Genomic DNA, 17,645 nt, shown 5'->3' on the forward strand with positions numbered 1-17,645 from the left:
TTTCAATAAATTGCAGATCACGTCAAACTGACACGATAATTTAGCCGGATAAATTTCATGATTTAAATCGATTCTTATCTTTGCAAAAATTTGGCAATGGTAAATGGATGACATCAAACAACTTCCGATTGAACTTCTCTGGCAATCTTTTCTGGCAGGCGACGACCGGTCGTTTTCAATCATCTACGAACGCTACGCAGGAAGCTTATTAACTTATGGCCGCAAGTTCAATATAGACAACGAACTTGTCGGCGATGCCCTTCAGGAAGTATTTGTTGATTTATACCTGAAGCGCGACCGTTTTGGAAAGCAAATTAAAAACCTGAAAGCCTATTTATTTATTGCGCTGAAAAACAACCTGCTGAAAAAAATCAACCACCGCAAGAAATGGCAGTTCCAGGTAATTGAAGGTAAAGGAGACGAGCTGGAATTCTCAACCGAATACAATATTCAGGAGTACCTGATTGAAAAAGAATTATCCAAAGAAATTCAGCAAAAACTGCAAGCGGCCGTTGCCGGATTGTCTCCGAAGCAAAAGGAAATTATTTACCTGAAATTTGAAGAAGAATTAGACTATCCCGAAATCGCAAGAGTTCTAAAAATCGGTGTCGAATCAGCCCGAAAACAAATTTACCGGGCCATAAAAACACTCCGGGAAACCATTGACACAAAAATACTTAGTAATTTTTTCCTGATTTTCCTGAAAAAAAGCCGGTAAAAACTGTCCATGTTTTTTCCGGACCGCGACCTTACTGATGTAAAGGTCTTCCTATGGATAAAATTTTTGCCTATTTCGAAAACACAGAATTTGTACGCCGGGCTCTTTCGTCCGATGAACAAACGCGACAGTACTGGAAGACATATCTGGATGAACATCCGGAAGAACAAGCCGATATCGAAACAGCCCGACTGATTCTGATCCACTTAAAATCAACCGGGAGATCCGTTTCCAGACATGAAATAAATTCCCTTTTTCCCGGAATTTACACGAAAATCACCCGGCGCAAAAAATCGGATAAAATCCGTAAACTTTTTCTGAACACACTGAAATACGCGGCCATGGCGCTGTTGTTTTTTGCCATGGGAACGGTCATTACGCAGTATCAATACCAAAATACCATCCGCGAAATCAGTGCACAAATGGCCAATGTTTCCGTTTTTAACGGACGACATGCCCGCTTAATTCTGTCTGACGGAAACAGCATCACCTTGCGCGAGAAACATTCCCAAGTCGATTACCTCAGCAATGGCGCTGTCGTGATCAACCAGACCGATACCATCCCGGTAGCAACAAAGTCAGGCAAACCAGGTACTAACCAGATCATTGTTCCATACGGAAAAAATTCGGCCCTGACCTTACCCGATGGTACCGTGGCCCACATCAACGCCGGGTCGCGCCTGCTTTTTCCTCATGTCTTTAAAGAGAAACACCGCGAGGTGTTTTTAATTGGCGAAGGTTACTTCCAGGTAAAGCACAATCCTGAAAAACCTTTTCTCGTAAAAACAACCGATGTACAAATAGAAGCAGTAGGAACAGCGTTCAACGTATCGGCCTATGCTTCAGATAAAAAAATTGAAGTCGTGCTCGCGGAAGGTAAAGTGCATATATCCGAAAATACGTTCAGCCTGCTGAATAACAAATACACCATGCAACCCAATGACATTCTGTATTACGATAAAGACCATGCCACCATTTATAAAAAACAAGTTAAGGCCGAAAATTACACGTCATGGCATCATGGTTTTTTAAATTTCGAAAGCGTTGAACTTCACAAGGTAATTGAAAAGCTCGAACGCTATTACGATATTCAGGCGAGCTACAACAACTCAAACCTGGAACAGAAAAAAATCACCGGGAAACTGGCTTTACAGCAGGAAAAAGACGACGTATTACAGATATTGGCAACAACCGCCAATATTCAAATTACAAGAACAGAAGAAGGTAAATATTTGATTAAATAAAAGCTGGCCTGTGTTGCGAGCACAGACCAGCCTGATACGATTAATTACTTGTATAATAATTAAAACATGACAAACTTATGAAAAAATCACGAATGGGTGACCCTTTCGCTGTAAAGGGTTGCAGATTAATTCTAAGAAAAATGAAACTAACTTTCTTATTTTCATGTCTGGTTTTTATCACCAGTTGGGGAAATACCTTCTCCCAGAACACGTCCTTGAATGTGAAATTAAAAGATGTTCCGGTTCGGGACTTTATCCAATTAGTTGAGGATCAAACAAATTATTATTTTTTGTACCAGGATGAAGTATTCAGAAAAGGTCAAAAAGTAACTATTGAATCAGAAGGCAGATCGTTGGACCACATTCTTAACCAATTAGCCGAACAGGCCGGGATTACTTACGAAGTAGTCGACCGGCAAATTATCTTAAAAAGCAACGCCACCAACATCCGGACGGCAACAGTGATGCAGCAAAACCTAACCGTAAGCGGTGTCGTAAGGGGAGAAAGCGGCGAACCGATCCCCGGGGTTACAGTGGTGATAAAAGGCACCGGCAACGGTACCATCACCGATCTCGACGGGCAATACAGCCTGAACAACGTACCTGCCGATGCGACCCTGCAATTCTCATTTGTAGGGATGAAACCGGTGGAAGTTCAGGTGAGCGGACGCAGCCAAATTAATGTTACCCTTCAAGAGGAAACCATCGGACTGGAAGAAGTGGTAGCCATTGGCTATGGCACCATGAAAAAACGGGATGTGACCGGCTCGGTTGCTTCCGTTTCGGGAGAACAACTCGCTGCCATTCCGGTTGCCAACGTGGCGCAGGCGCTCCAGGGACGCCTTCCCGGCGTGAATATCATGTCTCAGGATGGACGTCCCGATGCGACAATTTCCATTCGCGTTCGTGGCGGAGGTTCTATCTCCCAAAGCAACGATCCGCTTGTTTTGATTGATGGAATACCCGGCAATATCAGCGATATTCCGGCTGATATGGTGGAAAGCATTGACGTGCTTAAGGATGCTTCTTCTACCGCTATTTTCGGTGCACGCGGAGCAAACGGGGTTATTCTTGTTACGACAAAAAGGGGCAAAGAAGGCCAGGCTACCGTGAGCTATAACGGGTATGTAAAATTCAATACCCCCACCGGATATCTGGATACTTTTGATCCATACGATTACCTGGTAAACAGATGGGGACTGCTTGATGTCTATTTCGGAACTACTTATACCACTCCGTTTCAACAATTGTTTGGCATTGGAGCCTATACGGGCAGTAACTCTGCCGGTATTGATGCCTATAAAAATGTGTCGCCATACAACCTGCAAAAGGAGGTGTATAACAGTTCATTCTCGCACAACCATGACCTCACCATTACCGGCGGAACAGACAAGACAAAAGTTATTTTCACGGTTAACTACATGGACGAAGACGGGATGAAGCTGAACTCCTATTCCAAAAGAGCTACGGCATCGTTCAAGTTAGACCAGAAAATAAGCAAAAAGCTGGACTTCAACTTAGACGTACGTTATACGGATCGGGAAACCCTGGGGAATGAAAGTACCACCAATGGGTACGGTTCTGCACTCTCAGGATCTTACCGTTTCCGTCCGATCGCAATGGAAGATATAAAAGGCGACCTGTCTTTCCTGGGTGATGCTTCTTTGGGTGAGGAGTCTTTTGTATTTGATGACATGTACAGCCCTGTAAAAGTGATCAAAGACCGGGAGAACCTGACTTTAAGGCAATCACTTCGTGGTACAGCCGGCGCAAACTGGGAAATTATAAAGGGGCTAAACTATCGCACGGAATTGACCCTGGCCCGCGATTATACGCAGAATAAAATATGGAGAGGCCCTACACCTGCCAGTTTTAACGAGGAAAACTACCTGAATGGCGATGGAACCCATAAATGGGCTGGTGATGCCGATTTTAGAAAGAACGAAGGTTGGTCGTTGCGTTGGACAAACACCCTGAGCTATGAAATAGTACTGAAAGAGGTTCACCGGATCAATGCCCTGATTGGTCAGGAAATCACAGACTCGGGCGGAACAAACATGCGTATCTCCGGCAGAAAATTTCCGAACAACTTTACAAAGGCGAATGCATTTGCCATGATTTCGCAATACGGATCAGACCTCGTAATTTCTTCGGGAGTTTCTACGCCAAGCCGTATTCAATCTTATTTCGGCCGGGCAAACTATTCGCTTCTCGACAAGTACATGTTTACTGCTACCTTCCGTGCCGACGGCTCTTCGAACTTCTCGCCCGAACACCGTTGGGGATACTTCCCCGCTGCTTCTGTTGCCTGGCGGGTTTCGGAAGAATCGTTTCTGAAAGACACCTATTGGCTCGACGACATGAAACTTCGCGTATCTTACGGCGAGGTAGGAAATGATGCCATTAGCGCCGATCAATGGTCGCAATTGTGGGCATCCGAAAGTGACACGCGCTGGCAATATGGTTTAAACAATGAACTTCAGCCTTCTTATGACCTGGCTTCCAGTCAAATGGCCAACCGCGATTTGAAATGGGAAACCACCATTACCCGCAATATCGGTCTCGACTTTACGCTCTATAACAGCCGTTTGTGGGGAACGATCGATCTTTATAAAAACACAACACAAGACTTGCTGATGCTGACCGACATTCCTTCGATCACCGGATTTACAACCAGTTACGCCAACATTGGTCAAACCAGCAACAAAGGAGTGGAAATCTCACTGAATGGCGTATTATTCAAGAACCAGGACTGGAATATTACGGCAGGCGCCAACATCAACTTTAACAGGGGAAATATAGACGAGCTTGCTGAAGGGCTTCAAAGCGCATACGGAACGCAATTCCTGCAATCAGGTATTCCGAATGCCGACTACGCCCTGCAGGTTGGTAAACCCGTTGGTATCGTGATGGGTTATAAAATGGATGGTAAAGGCTATTATACGCCCGACGATTTCAATTTCGACGCTGCAACCGGCATGTACACGCTGAAAGATGGCGTTGCCGATCTTTCAAAAGCATTTGTTTCCTATCGCGGAGGCCTGGTTCCCGGGGAACAACAGGCTTATCCGGGCTTACCTAAATTTGTGGATGCTGTCAAAGACGGTGTAATTGACGACAAGGACTATGTCGAGATCGGTAACATGAATGCCAAACACACCGGCGGGTTCAACGTCAACGCCAGTTATAAAAACTTCGATCTTGCCCTGTATTTTAACTGGAGTTACGGCAACGATATCTACAACGCCAATAAATTGGCAACGCTTTATAACCTGAACAAAGGGGGCGGTCTGTATGGCAATAAGCTGGCTATCGTGCAAGACTCTTATACTCTTTTCGAAATTCAAAATGGAAACCTGGTACGCCTGACCTCTCCCGAACAGTTGAATGCAGCCAACGCAAATGCAACCCTGCCGTCAACCTATCTGCAACAAGGCTATGTTTCCGATATCGGTATTGAAGACGGTTCATACCTTCGCCTCAACACGCTGACTTTGGGCTATACCTTGCCAAAACAGTTGCTCAGCAAGGCTAAAATAAGCAACATCCGCGCATACGGATCTATCTACAATGTATTTACCCTGTCGGGTTATTCGGGACTTGACCCTGAAGTAAATACGAATGAAAACATGAACAACGCCCGTTATCCTACTCCCGGGCTTGACTGGGGAACCTATCCCCGAGCCCGTCAGTTTGTGATTGGATTAAATGCTACTTTCTAAATCGCGTAAATGGACAATAATCTTTAAAAAAAACAATGATGAAAAAAATAATATTATATATATGCCTGGCGCTGTTGCCGTTCATGTTTACCGGATGCAGCGACTACCTGGATGTATCAAATGAGGGTCAATCAGACGATAACTTTGTGATGTCGAGTCCTGCCGAAGCCTTTAAAGCGCTATCGTGGGCATATGCCGAATATCGCCAAAATGCAGCACACGGCGGAAACTACAACTGGCAGGACCCGCTGGGATCTGATGCTGAATATATGAGCGAATTTCCTACGGCAAACAATGTAATTGCACGTTTGCAGCCCACTGCGGTCACAATAAATGCAAGTGCCGGTCTGTATAATAGCTTGAACATTACACTTGCACGCGCTGCCCGTGTTGCCGATTTAATAGAAAAAAAAGGAGAATACCAGACGGAGCTTACAGGTAGTGCACCTACCGATTGGACACATCTTTACGGAGAAGCTAAAACCTTGTGGGCATTTTGCGCCTGGGAACTGGTACGTCATTTTGGCGATGTTCCCTTTGGCTATGAAAACAAATATGTGGAAGAATACGAGCTGACTTCACGCTTCGAGATTATAGATAAGATCTTGGATGAACTTAAAGCTGTAGAAAGCAAAATGTACACATTAGGGCAAGGCGGAATTACCGCTGAACGGATTAGCCGCACGTACGCCAATGCGCTAATCGGCGAGATCGCGCTTCACGCGGGTTCATGGCAAACCATTCGCACGGATGTGTCCGGATTGTACGGCGCTGTGCAATTTGAGGAAAAGGGGTCCAATGACGGAGCCTGCGTTTATGCCCGACGTACGGATTATCTGGATTATATCAAAATGGCTGAACAATACCTGAATGCAGCTGTGAATACCCACAAAGGAACGGCAACCCTGATCACAACAGACAGCCGGGCAGCCAACAATCCCTTCCAAAAACATTTTCAGGAAGTGAATTCGAGACGCGTAAGTCCCGAATCGCTCTTTGAAATCGGAACGGTTGCCGGCGTTGGAAATGCTGAATATGGATACAGTATGGGGCGTCCCGGTTCCAACAGTTCGGTGATGAGTGTTTTAAATACCTTTGCTGCCATCCGCATCATTCCCACCTTCTTCTATAATGCTTACGAAGCCGGCGATAAGCGTCGCGACGTCAGTATGGTGGTAACCGGAAGCAACGCGGCAACCGGACAGGAAAACCTGATTCCGCTCGGCGTAGGCACCCGTATCGGCGGCGGCGGCCCAAGTATCAATAAATGGGACAAAAACAGAGGAGATGTACCCGCATACCCAAATGCAGGAAACCGTACGACAGGTATCAACTACGTCATCATGCGGATGGCTGATGCGATGCTGATGCTTGCCGAAGCCAAAGCAATTGTAGGAACCGATAATGCCGGAGCGATTTCGCTGGTAAACCAGATTCGTGAACGGGCTTTTGGCAATACAAGCAAAAACATTTCCGGGCTCACAGGCGAGGCCTTGTTGAATGCCATTTATAATGAGCGCAAATTGGAATTATTGGGCGAAGGCGATATCCGTTGGGACATGATCCGTTCGGGTAAGTTCAACGAAAGGGCCATTGCAGTTCGCCAGGAAATGGCAGCTATGTTGACAAGCCTTGAAGCAAACGGATACTACACATTCCCAAGCGGAAGGACCTTTTCCAATTATATTTGGACAAAGTTTGTACAGGTAGGCAGTGGCAGCGCTGCTGTAGTCACACAAAGTCCTGACGAAAGTAACCCGGCGCTCTACCCGGGCTGGCGCGGCATCTACGAATGGGGCGCTGCAGCCCACGCGAACTACCCAGCCAAAAATCTGGCCATCAAAGGTTTGTATAACTACATTGATCCTAACGGCGCAGAAGCGTTAGCATTGGTCGCTGACGGATATACCAGAGTGAATTGGGGGATCCGGATCTGGAGTGACGCCAATGCCAAAGCGATGTTGGATGCTGCTATTCTCGACGGCGTAGTAGGCCGTGAGACCAGCGCGCCCCGCTACTTCCATGCAATGCCCCTGGTAGTAATTGACCAATCGAAAGGTAAGGTAAAAAATGGTTACGGATTGCCCAATCAGTAAAAATGATGTTTGATTATTGAAAGCTGTATTAAAAGTTTGAACGTTTTCAAGAATCAGTTACCGTTTCAAATGATTTAAAGAGAGGCCGTCCAAATGGATGGCCTCATTCTTTACGATCTCAAACCATCCTTCTCTGAAATGCCACTATCTTTACCTTAAAAACCTCCTATGAGAACCGCTGCACTCCTGATGTTCATCCTATTTTTCCCGCTGATTACCCGTTCCCAAATCATTGAATTGTTTCCGGCAGAGTTCCTGGGATCAAAATCATATTCCGAAATTAGCGGCGCTCCCAAGCTAGTCGATTCCCCATACGGGAAAGCCGTTTGGTTTGATGGCCGGGATGATGGCATTTTCCTGAATGAAATGCCGCTAAAGGGATTGACTCAATTCACCATCGAAGTGATTTTTCGTCCCGAAAGCCAGGGTAATTTTGAACAACGCTTTTTTCACTGCGGCGAGGCAAATGCCGACCGCGTCCTGCTGGAAACACGCAACACGGCTACCCATTGGTATTTCGATGCTTACCTGCAAAGCGGGACCGAAAAGCTTGCCCTGATCGACTCCACCCTGCTGCACCCGCTCGACCAGTGGTACCATGCCGCCTTTGTGGTCGACAACGGCCACCTGGCTACCTACATAAATAAAGAAAAGGAACTGGAAGGATCGGTCAATAGCAGTCCGATCAATACAGGACAAAGCTCTTTCGGAGTCCGGCTGAATAAGCGGTCCTGGTTTAAAGGGGCCATTTATCACGTAAAAATTAGTCCGAAAGTCTTAAAACCTGAAGAATTCATCAACCTGTAAAACAAACCGTTTAAACCGAAATCAATAATGAACCAAACTTACCAAGATGAAAAGAACTAAAATCTGCCTCTTTTTCATACTCATTTTCATGTTACCAGCCACAAGTATGTCGGCGCCAAAAAAAGATATCATCCGCGAGATCGAAGAAACCATGCTTCGGGCCACCCGGTTTATGGTTGAAACGGTCAGCACAAACGGCGGTTATGTCTGGTACTACCTGCCTGATTTTTCGCGTCAATGGGGCGAAATGGAAGCATATAAAACCATGATCTGGCTGCAACATCCGGGCACCATCAGCATGGGGCACCTGTTTCTGGAAGCTTATCACGCTACCGGAAACGAATATTACTACCAGGCAGCACAGAAAGCCGCCGCCGCCATCATCTGGGGCCAGAGCCACGAAGGGGGTTGGAATTACATGATCGACTTTGCCGGCGACCGCTCGCTGAAAGCATGGTACAGTACCATTGGCAAAAACGGCTGGCGGCTCGAAGAATTTCAGCACTACTACGGCAACTCCACTTTCGACGACGACATCACCTCCGACGCTGCCCGTTTTCTGCTGCGTATGTATCTTGAAAATACGGACCCGGCCTACCGACCGGCACTCGACAAAGCCATCGGCTTCATCCTCGAAAGCCAGTACCCGCTGGGAGGCTGGCCGCAACGCTACCCCTTGCGTTACGATTTCAGCAAAAAAGGCCATCCGGATTATTCCTCCTTCTACACATTTAACGACGATGTAACCTGGGAAAACATCCATTTCCTCATCCAATGTTACCTGACCCTGGGACAGGAACGTTTTCTCGATCCCATCAAAAGAGGGATGAATTTTTATTTGTTGTCGCAGGACGGATGCGGCGCCTGGGGACAGCAGTTGAACATGGACCTGGAGGCGGCCGGCGCCCGCACCTACGAACCGGCTGCTTTTCTTCCCTCCACCACCTGCGAAAATGCCGGCCTCCTGCTGAAGTTTTACCAATACACCGGCGATAAGCGTTTTCTGGCCCGTGTGCCCGATGCCATTCGCTGGCTCGAAGAAACTGCGCTTCCGGCCGATCAGGCGGAAGGCGAACGTACCCACCCTACTTTTGTAGATGCCAAAACCAACAAGCCGGTGTATGTCCACCGAAAAGGATCGAACGCTGCTTACGGCTATTATTTCACCGACGACGACGACCAGCACCTGCTGTCGCATTACTACGGCAAATGTCGCGTACCTTTGCAGGAACTGAAAGAAGAATACAACCGCATAGCTGCCCTTTCCGCGGAAGAAGCAACTCAAGATTCCCCTATCAGGCCCGGAAGATTTGAGCATCCGGGAACACCTCAAAAATTCTATGATCTGAACAGGTTTAAATTCAACTTCCCCGCCACCGAGGAAATGGTCCGGGAAATTATCAGTTCCCTCGACCAGGGAAATCGCTGGCTGGCCAAACACGCCATGATCAGCCATCCGTACGTCGGCGACGGAAAGGATCAGGAGCTAACCGACGAGTTCACCTCGGAGAATGTGGGCGATAAAACGGATACTTCGCCCTATCGCGACACCACCGATCAGGAATACATCTCAACGGGCGAATACATCCGCAACATGCACCTGCTGATTAATTATCTTAAAACGAAAAAAGAAGGGCGGACAGCAGAGTAGCGGGTCCGTTGATCGCTTTCATATACTTCTGAAAATTCAGAGAAACAATAAAAAAGCACAAGATGAAATGTAAACGATTTCAATACGCAAAATTCATTCTCCTGATTTTGTTGTATGCCAATCAGGGCATGGCCCTGGCGCATTTCAAAACCACCACCAGCTCGCCGGTACACATCACTGAGAATAAAAAGCTGGAATATCGGATCGAGGCCAACGGCGATCGGTTACCCGATTATTCGTACTGCGGGTATTTGGCTTCGGAAGCTCCTGTTCCCGATGTGCCGGTAAAAGTCATTGTTCCGCATAAAGCAGGCGATGCCACAGCCGATATTCAGGCTGCCATCAACTACCTGTCGGGTTTACCCCTGAACGAACAAGGATTTCGCGGGAGCGTACTGCTTGAAAAAGGCGTCTACCAAATCAGCGGAAGTTTGATCATCGCGGCTTCGGGAGTGGTGCTGAGAGGAAGCGGCTGCGGAAATGACGGCACGACGCTGCTCGCTACCGGCACCGACCGGACCACGCTCATCCGTGTGGCCGGAAAAAACGACCTCAAAACAGAACAGCCGGTACAACTGGCAGACCGGTATTTTCCGGTAAACAGCACCGAACTGACCTTTGATACCGAACATACTTTCCATGTGGGCGACCGGGTGATCGTTAACCGTCCTTCCACCCGGGAATGGATCGAAAGCATCGGGGCCGACAAAATCGGCATTTATGTGGACTACCAACTCACCAAGTGGGAACCGGGCGATTTCGACCTGAACTGGGACCGCACCGTGGTGGCCGTTTCGCCAACGTCCATTACCCTGGATGCTCCGCTGACCAACTCACTTGATCCCAATTTTGGTGGCGGGTCAGTTGCCAAATATGTCTGGGACGAGAGAATCAACAATGTCGGAGTCGAAAATCTGCGTTGTGTGTCCACCTATGATTCTTCCAATCTGAAAGACGAAAATCATCGCTGGATGGCCATCATCATCGAAAATGCCTGCGACTCGTGGGTGCGCCGGGTGGTTACCGAAAACTTTGTCAGCTCGGCGGTGGCCGTTTGGGAAACCGCCAAACGCATCACGGTTGAAGATTGCAAATCACTTCATCCGGTAGGCGAAATTGGCAACTATCGCCGTTACTCCTTCCAGACCCTGGGACAACAGGTACTTTTTCAGCGGTGCTATGCCGAGTATGGTTATCATGCTTTTTCGGTTGGTTTTTCCACACCGGGCCCAAACGCTTTTGTACAGTGCTATTCCTACCTCCCCTGCCACGTCAGCGGAGCCGTAGGCGGCTGGGCCAACGGTGTGCTGTTTGATAAGATGACTGTGGACGGGGGCAACATTAGCTTTGCTTACCGCGATGTGGACGGGCAGGGAGGCGGCTGGAGCGCTGCCAACTCACTGTGCTGGCAGGGCCGGGCCGCCCAAATCCGGCTCGACGCCCCGCCCGGAGCGCAAAACTGGGCCTACGGAAGCTGGGCACAAGGATACGGCAGCGGTCATCACGAACTGGAACACACGTTCCTGGAACCTGAAAGTTTTTTCTATGCCCAACTGGAAGCGCGTACAGGTAAAAAATCGGTAGAAACAGATAAGATCCTGGTGTACCGATCGAATGAAACCACCGCCCCAGCGCCTGAAATGACGGCTCAATTTAGCGCACGCTCAAAATTTCCCGACCTGATCATGGATGCCTGGATTGACCGGATGATTGAGCAATACCCGATCCATTCAGATGTTTCAGAAGCAAAGATGCTTCAGGAAATCGACCGGCCGGCAGTGTCCGAAAAACAGGGAAAGGGTCCGGTTCTCTCCCTGCAAAACGGACGATTGCTTCTGGGAGACCGGCTGATGACCGGAAGAAGAAACCGCAGCTCCATGTGGCGCGGATCCGCCCGTCCCTCGCAACTGACCCGGCCAAACCCCAACCTGGTCCGTTTTGTTCCCGGCCGTACCGGTCGCGGACTGACTGACGACCTGGACACGCTGGTAACCGACATGTTGCGGAACAAAATCGTGGTGATGCAAAATTTCCCGGCGCTATGGTACGAACGGCGCCGCGACGACCATGCCCGCACCCGCCGCGCCGATGCCGACGTATGGGCGCCATTTTACGAGCAGCCTTTCAGCCGCAGCGGACAGGGAGAAGCCTTTGACCGCCTCAGTAAATACGACCTTAGCCGGTGGAACCCCTGGTACTGGATGCGCCTGCAACAATTTGCCGAATTGGCCGATCGAAACGGACTGGTGTTTCTGCAGGAACATTACCTGCAGCACAACATCATCGAAGAAGGCGCGCACTGGGCCGACTATCCCTGGCGATCGGCCAACAACATCAACAACCCGGGTTTTGCCGAAAATACACACTATGCCGGAGACAAGCGGGTATACATGGCTGAAGAGTTTTACGATACCACCCACTCCGTACGGAAGCAGTTTCACCGCAACTATATCCGCAAAAGTCTCGATAACTTTAAAAATAACCGCAACATCATCCATCATCCGGGCGAAGAATACACCGGACCGGTCCATTTTATGGAATTCTGGCTGGACGTGATTGCCGAATGGGAAAAGGAAACAGGGCAAAACGCCTTGGTCATGCTCCCCGGAACCAGGGATGTGCAGGACGCGATCCTGGCCGATCCCAAACGCTCGGCCTGCGTGGATGTGCTGGACATCATCCAATGGCAATACAGGGAAGACGGCAGCTTGTATGCCCCGCCGGGCGGCGTGAGCCTGGCCGGCCGCCAGTATGCCCGTATCTGTGAAGTCGGCGAAACATCCTTCGATCAGATCTACCGCGCCGTGAGCGAATACCGGCAAGGTTTTCCCGAAAAAGCCGTGGTTTATTCACGACAGGGCGATCCGTTTGCCAACTGGGCCGCTTTCATGGCAGGAGCTTCACTTTCACCGCTGCCGTTCATTGGCGATGAACAGTTTTTTCGTGATGCCGCCACGATGGAAAGTTTCACCAAAGGGAAGGCCGAAAAGAAACAATACCTGCTTGGGACAGAAGGCACCGGATACATCATCTTCAGCCAAACATCTTCTGTAAACATTGAACTGACAGGCGACAACAAAACTTACCGGCTCGACTGGATTCATCCGTCAACCGGAGAGATCACACGCACCGGCAGCAGGATTTCCGGAAAAGGGACCGAGGTGTCAGCGCCTTTTGACGGTCCTGCAGTAGCCTGGCTGCATCTGTAAAAAACAAAATAAACTCTAATAAAATGAATACAAACCGCTTACGAAAATACCTGCTCGTCATTCCCGCCATGTTGCTTTCGGGGTACTTTCCCCTCCTGGCTCAATCGCACCGGGGTGAATTGTACCAACACCTGGTTTTCGAAGGTTCGTCCATCACCTATCAGGACAGGAAAATACAACTTGGCCCCAATGCCTTTTTCATTGACGGACAACTAAGCGATGAAGAAGCTGCCGGCTATCCGTTCGTTTTCAATTCGGTAAACGAGGCGGCAAAACAGCTGACCCACGGAACCGAAGAATCGCCGATGGTGCTTTACATGGCCCCCTGGGTATATTGGATTGACGATCCGGATGATCCGGAAGTCCGTTTGCCCAGGGCCGGAGAAGGAACGCCCTTCGGGCTTGAAATCGACTGTGAATGGCTCAAATTTCACGGACTGTCCGATGACCCCGGTCATGTGATCCTGGCATGTAACCGCGGACAAACGATGGGAGCCAAAGGCAACTTCACCATGTTCAACATCAAAAGCGACGGCTTGTGTGCCGAAAACATCACCTTTGGGAATTATTGCAACATCGACCTGGAATACCCGCTGAAACCGAAACTGGGACGCGAAAAAAGAGGCCCGGCCATTGTGCAGGCCCAACTGATTTTTTCCAATGGCGATAAGGTGTTTGCCCGCAACACGCACTTCATCAGCCGGCTTAACCTTGGCCCGTTCTGGGGCAGTAAGCGCAGCCTCTTCGACCGCTGTCATTTCGAATCGACCGATGATGCGCTGAACGGTTCTGCCGTTTACCTGGATTGTACGTTCGATTTTTACGGTAGCAAGCCTTTCTGGGGAACATCGGGAACCGGAGCCGTTTTCCTGAATTGCAACATCGAATCGTTTGTTCGGGGAGAACAGTATTTCACGAAAAGTAACGGACAGGTAGTCGTCATCGACACCCGTTTTCACTCCAACACGGCAACCGCCGTCGGCTGGCGCGAAAATCCCCCGGGAGAGACACGCAACTATCAGTTTCAAAACCAACTCAACGACGAACCGCTGCAGATTGGGATGCAAAAACTGCAAACGACAGTCGACCTGACCACAAAATCGCTGCTTAACGCCTACCGCATCGAACTGAATGACCAACTGGTTTACAACACCTGGAACCTGCTGCGCGGCAACGACGACTGGGACCCGATGGGAATAAAAGAAAAAATACAAAAAGCTGAAAAAGAACATGGAAAGGATTACAGCAATCTTCCGGTACAGTTGCTGATTTCGTCCACCCGCGATACCCTGGAAACCGGCCGCGAAAGTCTCGTGTTAAGCGCCCGGGCGCTCCGTTTCGGAAATTACGAAATGAAAGGCGAAAAAATACGTTGGAACATTTCTGCTGAGGACGAAACATTGGCCAGGCTAAACATCAAAGACAACGGCGATTGCGAAGTTATTCCTGTCAACGAAGAAGACGGGGTGAAGGAGATCACCGTAACAGCCTGTACCGACTCAGGACTTGAAGCGGCCAGTGTGTTGTATATTTCGCCGTCTATCCTCGAAGCTCCCGACTTCAGCGCCGGTCCCGCCCTGATTTGTGAAAAAGGTCAGCTTCGGCTCGATTATCAGTTAGACATGCGTTTTGAAGACCAATCGCTGATCAGCTGGTACCGCTGCCGCGATGCGCAGGGCACACATCCCGTTGAAATCGCGGTGTCCCGGTTCAACAAACCCCTGAAAACCTATCAATTGTCTGCAGGTGACATTGGCTATTACATCATGGCCCGTGTTTCACTCAAACATGTGCGTTGCCATCCGGGGAATACAGAAAGAACCATTTACCACAAGGCGATTACGCCGGAGGATGTTAATCAAAACCCGCATGTTTTCATTCCTGATTTAGAGAAGATGTCAACAGCATATCAACCGGAAGTTTTGCCGGGGTTCTGGACACTTGATGGTTATGCCCCTGCCGATACCCGCGAATGGTATTGGGAAGCCGACAGCACCCGCGATCCCTGGTACTATGGTCCGGGCGTTGACGGCGCGGCACAGGATACGGGACTGGTGCAAGCCACCAAAGGGGCGCGCCTGCGCTACACGCCCGTTGGCGACCAGTTTGGCGACATGAAAATCAGTTTCACCGCGGTACCCGCCAAAACAGCCGGACAGGGCTTTAGCAGCGCCCGGGCACAATACATGGACGTATACATCAAGTTCGACACAAAAACGCTGACCGGCTACGCCCTGCGCTTAATCCGAACCACCAAATACAGCGATGCCATCGACTTCCTGTTGATGAAATATGAAAACGGCAACGCAATGCCCATCAGCGATCCGGTGTCGGCCTCGTGCTACCGCCCCGACTGCCGGATTACGGTAGAGGTCAACGGTAATCTACTAAGGGTTCATTCCGATAATGCCAGGGATTATTATACGGTTCACAACGAATCGGAAGTGAAACGGGTGGTAGACCTGGAAGCCGAAATGGAGCCCAACACCTTCGGCGGTATCGGATTTCAGCATACCGGAACCGTGAGCGGAGGCGCCACATTAATCAAGGATTTGAAAATTGAATGGAACTAATTTCAGCAGTCATAAACTCAAATTTTTAACACGACCCACATGAAAAAAAATTCAATTGAAATACTAATCGTGCTGGCAGCTATGCTATATTCGTGCAGCCGGCAGGCCCCAAAAACCAATCAGAATTCAGCCAAAACTTCCACAGAAAATTTCTACCAAAACCCGGTGTTAGGCGGCGACTATCCCGATCCCTCCATTTTCCGCGACGGCGCCGATTATTACATGACCCATTCCTCGTTCGACTATTACCCCGGCCTGCTGATCTGGCATTCCACCGACCTGATCAACTGGCAGCGGGTAGGCCATGCCCTGCACCGGTATGTAGGTTCGGTGTGGGCGCCCGATCTGATCAAACACAACAACCGGTATTACATTTACTTCCCGGCCGGGGGAACCAACTGGGTGGTAATGGCTATGTCGCCTGAAGGCCCGTGGTCCGATCCGATCGACCTGAAACTGCCCGGTTTTATCGACCCCGGCCATGTGGCCGACCACGAAGGAAACCGCTATTTATATCTATCGAAAGGCTACATCGTAAAGCTGACTGAGGATGGTTTGGCAACCGACGGTGAACCGGTTTTCAACTACGAAGGTTGGGAATTCCCGAAAGAATGGAGCACCGAATGTTTCTGCCTCGAATCACCCAAATCGACCGTGAAAGACGGCTATTTCCACCTGATTGTGGCCGAAGGAGGAACGGCAGGGCCGGCCACCTCGCACATGGTGGTTTCGGCACGTTCCACATCGCCTTACGGTCCGTTTGAAAATTCGCCCTACAACCCGATAGTGCATACCGAAAGCCGCGCCGAACGCTGGTGGAGCCAGGGCCACGGCACGCTGGTAGACGATATTGACGGTAACTGGTGGATCATGTATCACGGTTATGAAAAAGGCTTTCACACGCTGGGACGCCAAACGCTGATGCTCCCCGTTGAATGGACTGCCGACCAATGGTTTCGGGTGCCGGAAGGGGTGAAAAGTGAAAACCCCATCACGAAACCAACCGGAAAACCTTCTGAAAACGGAACTGCCCTGTCGGATGACTTCGAAGGCGCAGACCTGGGATTGCAATGGCAATTTTTCAAACTGTACGAACCCGAACGCGTGGAATTGAAAGATGGACAACTTGTGCTTCAAGCAAAAGGGAAATCGTTTGATGAAAGCTCACCTTTGCTGGTTAATTCGTCTGACCGGCACTACGAAGTGATTGTTGAATATACGATCGATGAGGATGTTACGGCGGGTTTATGCCTGTTTTACAACGAAAAAGGGAACATGCGTATCGCGGTAAATAAAGATCAGTTTACCGTTTTCAATCAGAAAAGCGCCAAAATCAGGGTGAAGAACGAACTGGGCAAGCGAGGCTTTCTGCGTATTTTGGATGATGAGAATGAAATCAGTTTTTATTACAGCGCCAATGGCACCGACTGGAACCGGGTTGAACGCAGCATTGACGCCACCGGATTCAACAACAACGTGTTTGGCGAATTCCTCAGTCTGCGGGCCGGTGTGTATGCTTTTGGCGAAGGCAAAGCGACTTTCGACAAGTTCGTTTACAACAAACTGTAATCAGTTGCTAACTGCGTTTGCCGTTGTTTAAAGTGTTTTCCTTTGACAAAATTCAT

Annotated in this window: 9 protein-coding genes; all 9 read left to right on the plus strand. The window is 49.2% G+C overall.

The window, feature by feature from the left end:
- The first annotated feature begins 103 nt into the window (after positions 1–103).
- Positions 104–718 (plus strand): RNA polymerase sigma factor, encoded by a 615-nt coding sequence (locus ACOIT5_RS21350; RefSeq protein WP_423128191.1) that lies wholly within the window; start codon positions 104–106, stop codon positions 716–718.
- A 53-nt stretch (positions 719–771) separates the two neighbouring features.
- A complete protein-coding gene (locus ACOIT5_RS21355) occupies positions 772–1,962 on the plus strand; it encodes a FecR family protein (protein WP_423128192.1) in 1,191 nt (396 codons plus the stop codon).
- Positions 1,963–2,102: 140 nt separating this feature from the next.
- The gene (locus tag ACOIT5_RS21360; RefSeq protein ID WP_423128193.1) at positions 2,103–5,684 is read left to right on the plus strand and encodes a SusC/RagA family TonB-linked outer membrane protein; all 3,582 of its coding nucleotides are present in this window, start codon (positions 2,103–2,105) and stop codon (positions 5,682–5,684) included.
- 38 nt (positions 5,685–5,722) lie between these two features.
- Positions 5,723–7,780, plus strand: coding sequence for a RagB/SusD family nutrient uptake outer membrane protein (locus ACOIT5_RS21365; RefSeq protein WP_423128194.1), 2,058 nt, complete (start codon positions 5,723–5,725; stop codon positions 7,778–7,780).
- Between the two features lie 168 nt (positions 7,781–7,948).
- Complete coding sequence (locus tag ACOIT5_RS21370) at positions 7,949–8,587, plus strand: LamG domain-containing protein (RefSeq protein ID WP_423128195.1); 639 nt, start codon at positions 7,949–7,951, stop codon at positions 8,585–8,587.
- 46 nt (positions 8,588–8,633) lie between these two features.
- Positions 8,634–10,238: a pectate lyase gene (locus ACOIT5_RS21375; protein WP_423128196.1), complete on the plus strand. Its 1,605-nt coding sequence runs from the start codon at positions 8,634–8,636 to the stop codon at positions 10,236–10,238.
- A 62-nt stretch (positions 10,239–10,300) separates the two neighbouring features.
- The gene (locus ACOIT5_RS21380) at positions 10,301–13,447 is read left to right on the plus strand and encodes a DUF6298 domain-containing protein (RefSeq protein WP_423128197.1); all 3,147 of its coding nucleotides are present in this window, start codon (positions 10,301–10,303) and stop codon (positions 13,445–13,447) included.
- 23 nt (positions 13,448–13,470) lie between these two features.
- On the plus strand, positions 13,471–16,020 hold the full coding sequence (locus ACOIT5_RS21385; RefSeq protein WP_423128198.1) for a hypothetical protein: 2,550 nt from the start codon (positions 13,471–13,473) through the stop codon (positions 16,018–16,020).
- Positions 16,021–16,059: 39 nt separating this feature from the next.
- Positions 16,060–17,589 carry a family 43 glycosylhydrolase gene (locus ACOIT5_RS21390; protein ID WP_423128199.1) on the plus strand — a complete coding sequence of 510 codons (1,530 nt, stop codon included), beginning with the start codon at positions 16,060–16,062 and terminating at the stop codon, positions 17,587–17,589.
- Positions 17,590–17,645 lie beyond the last annotated feature (56 nt).

The sequence above is a fragment of the Gaoshiqia hydrogeniformans genome (assembly GCF_049347105.1).
Lineage (GTDB): Bacteria > Bacteroidota > Bacteroidia > Bacteroidales > Prolixibacteraceae > Gaoshiqia > Gaoshiqia hydrogeniformans.

Bases quoted from the DNA above. Each gene is read 5' to 3' on its own strand.
- ACOIT5_RS21350 (WP_423128191.1), top strand. From the start codon at position 104: ATGGATGACATCAAACAACTTCCGATTGAACTTCTCTGGCAATCTTTT.
- ACOIT5_RS21355 (WP_423128192.1), top strand. From the start codon at position 772: ATGGATAAAATTTTTGCCTATTTCGAAAACACAGAATTTGTACGCCGG.
- ACOIT5_RS21360 (WP_423128193.1), top strand. From the start codon at position 2,103: ATGAAACTAACTTTCTTATTTTCATGTCTGGTTTTTATCACCAGTTGG.
- ACOIT5_RS21365 (WP_423128194.1), top strand. From the start codon at position 5,723: ATGAAAAAAATAATATTATATATATGCCTGGCGCTGTTGCCGTTCATG.
- ACOIT5_RS21370 (WP_423128195.1), top strand. From the start codon at position 7,949: ATGAGAACCGCTGCACTCCTGATGTTCATCCTATTTTTCCCGCTGATT.
- ACOIT5_RS21375 (WP_423128196.1), top strand. From the start codon at position 8,634: ATGAAAAGAACTAAAATCTGCCTCTTTTTCATACTCATTTTCATGTTA.
- ACOIT5_RS21380 (WP_423128197.1), top strand. From the start codon at position 10,301: ATGAAATGTAAACGATTTCAATACGCAAAATTCATTCTCCTGATTTTG.
- ACOIT5_RS21385 (WP_423128198.1), top strand. From the start codon at position 13,471: ATGAATACAAACCGCTTACGAAAATACCTGCTCGTCATTCCCGCCATG.
- ACOIT5_RS21390 (WP_423128199.1), top strand. From the start codon at position 16,060: ATGAAAAAAAATTCAATTGAAATACTAATCGTGCTGGCAGCTATGCTA.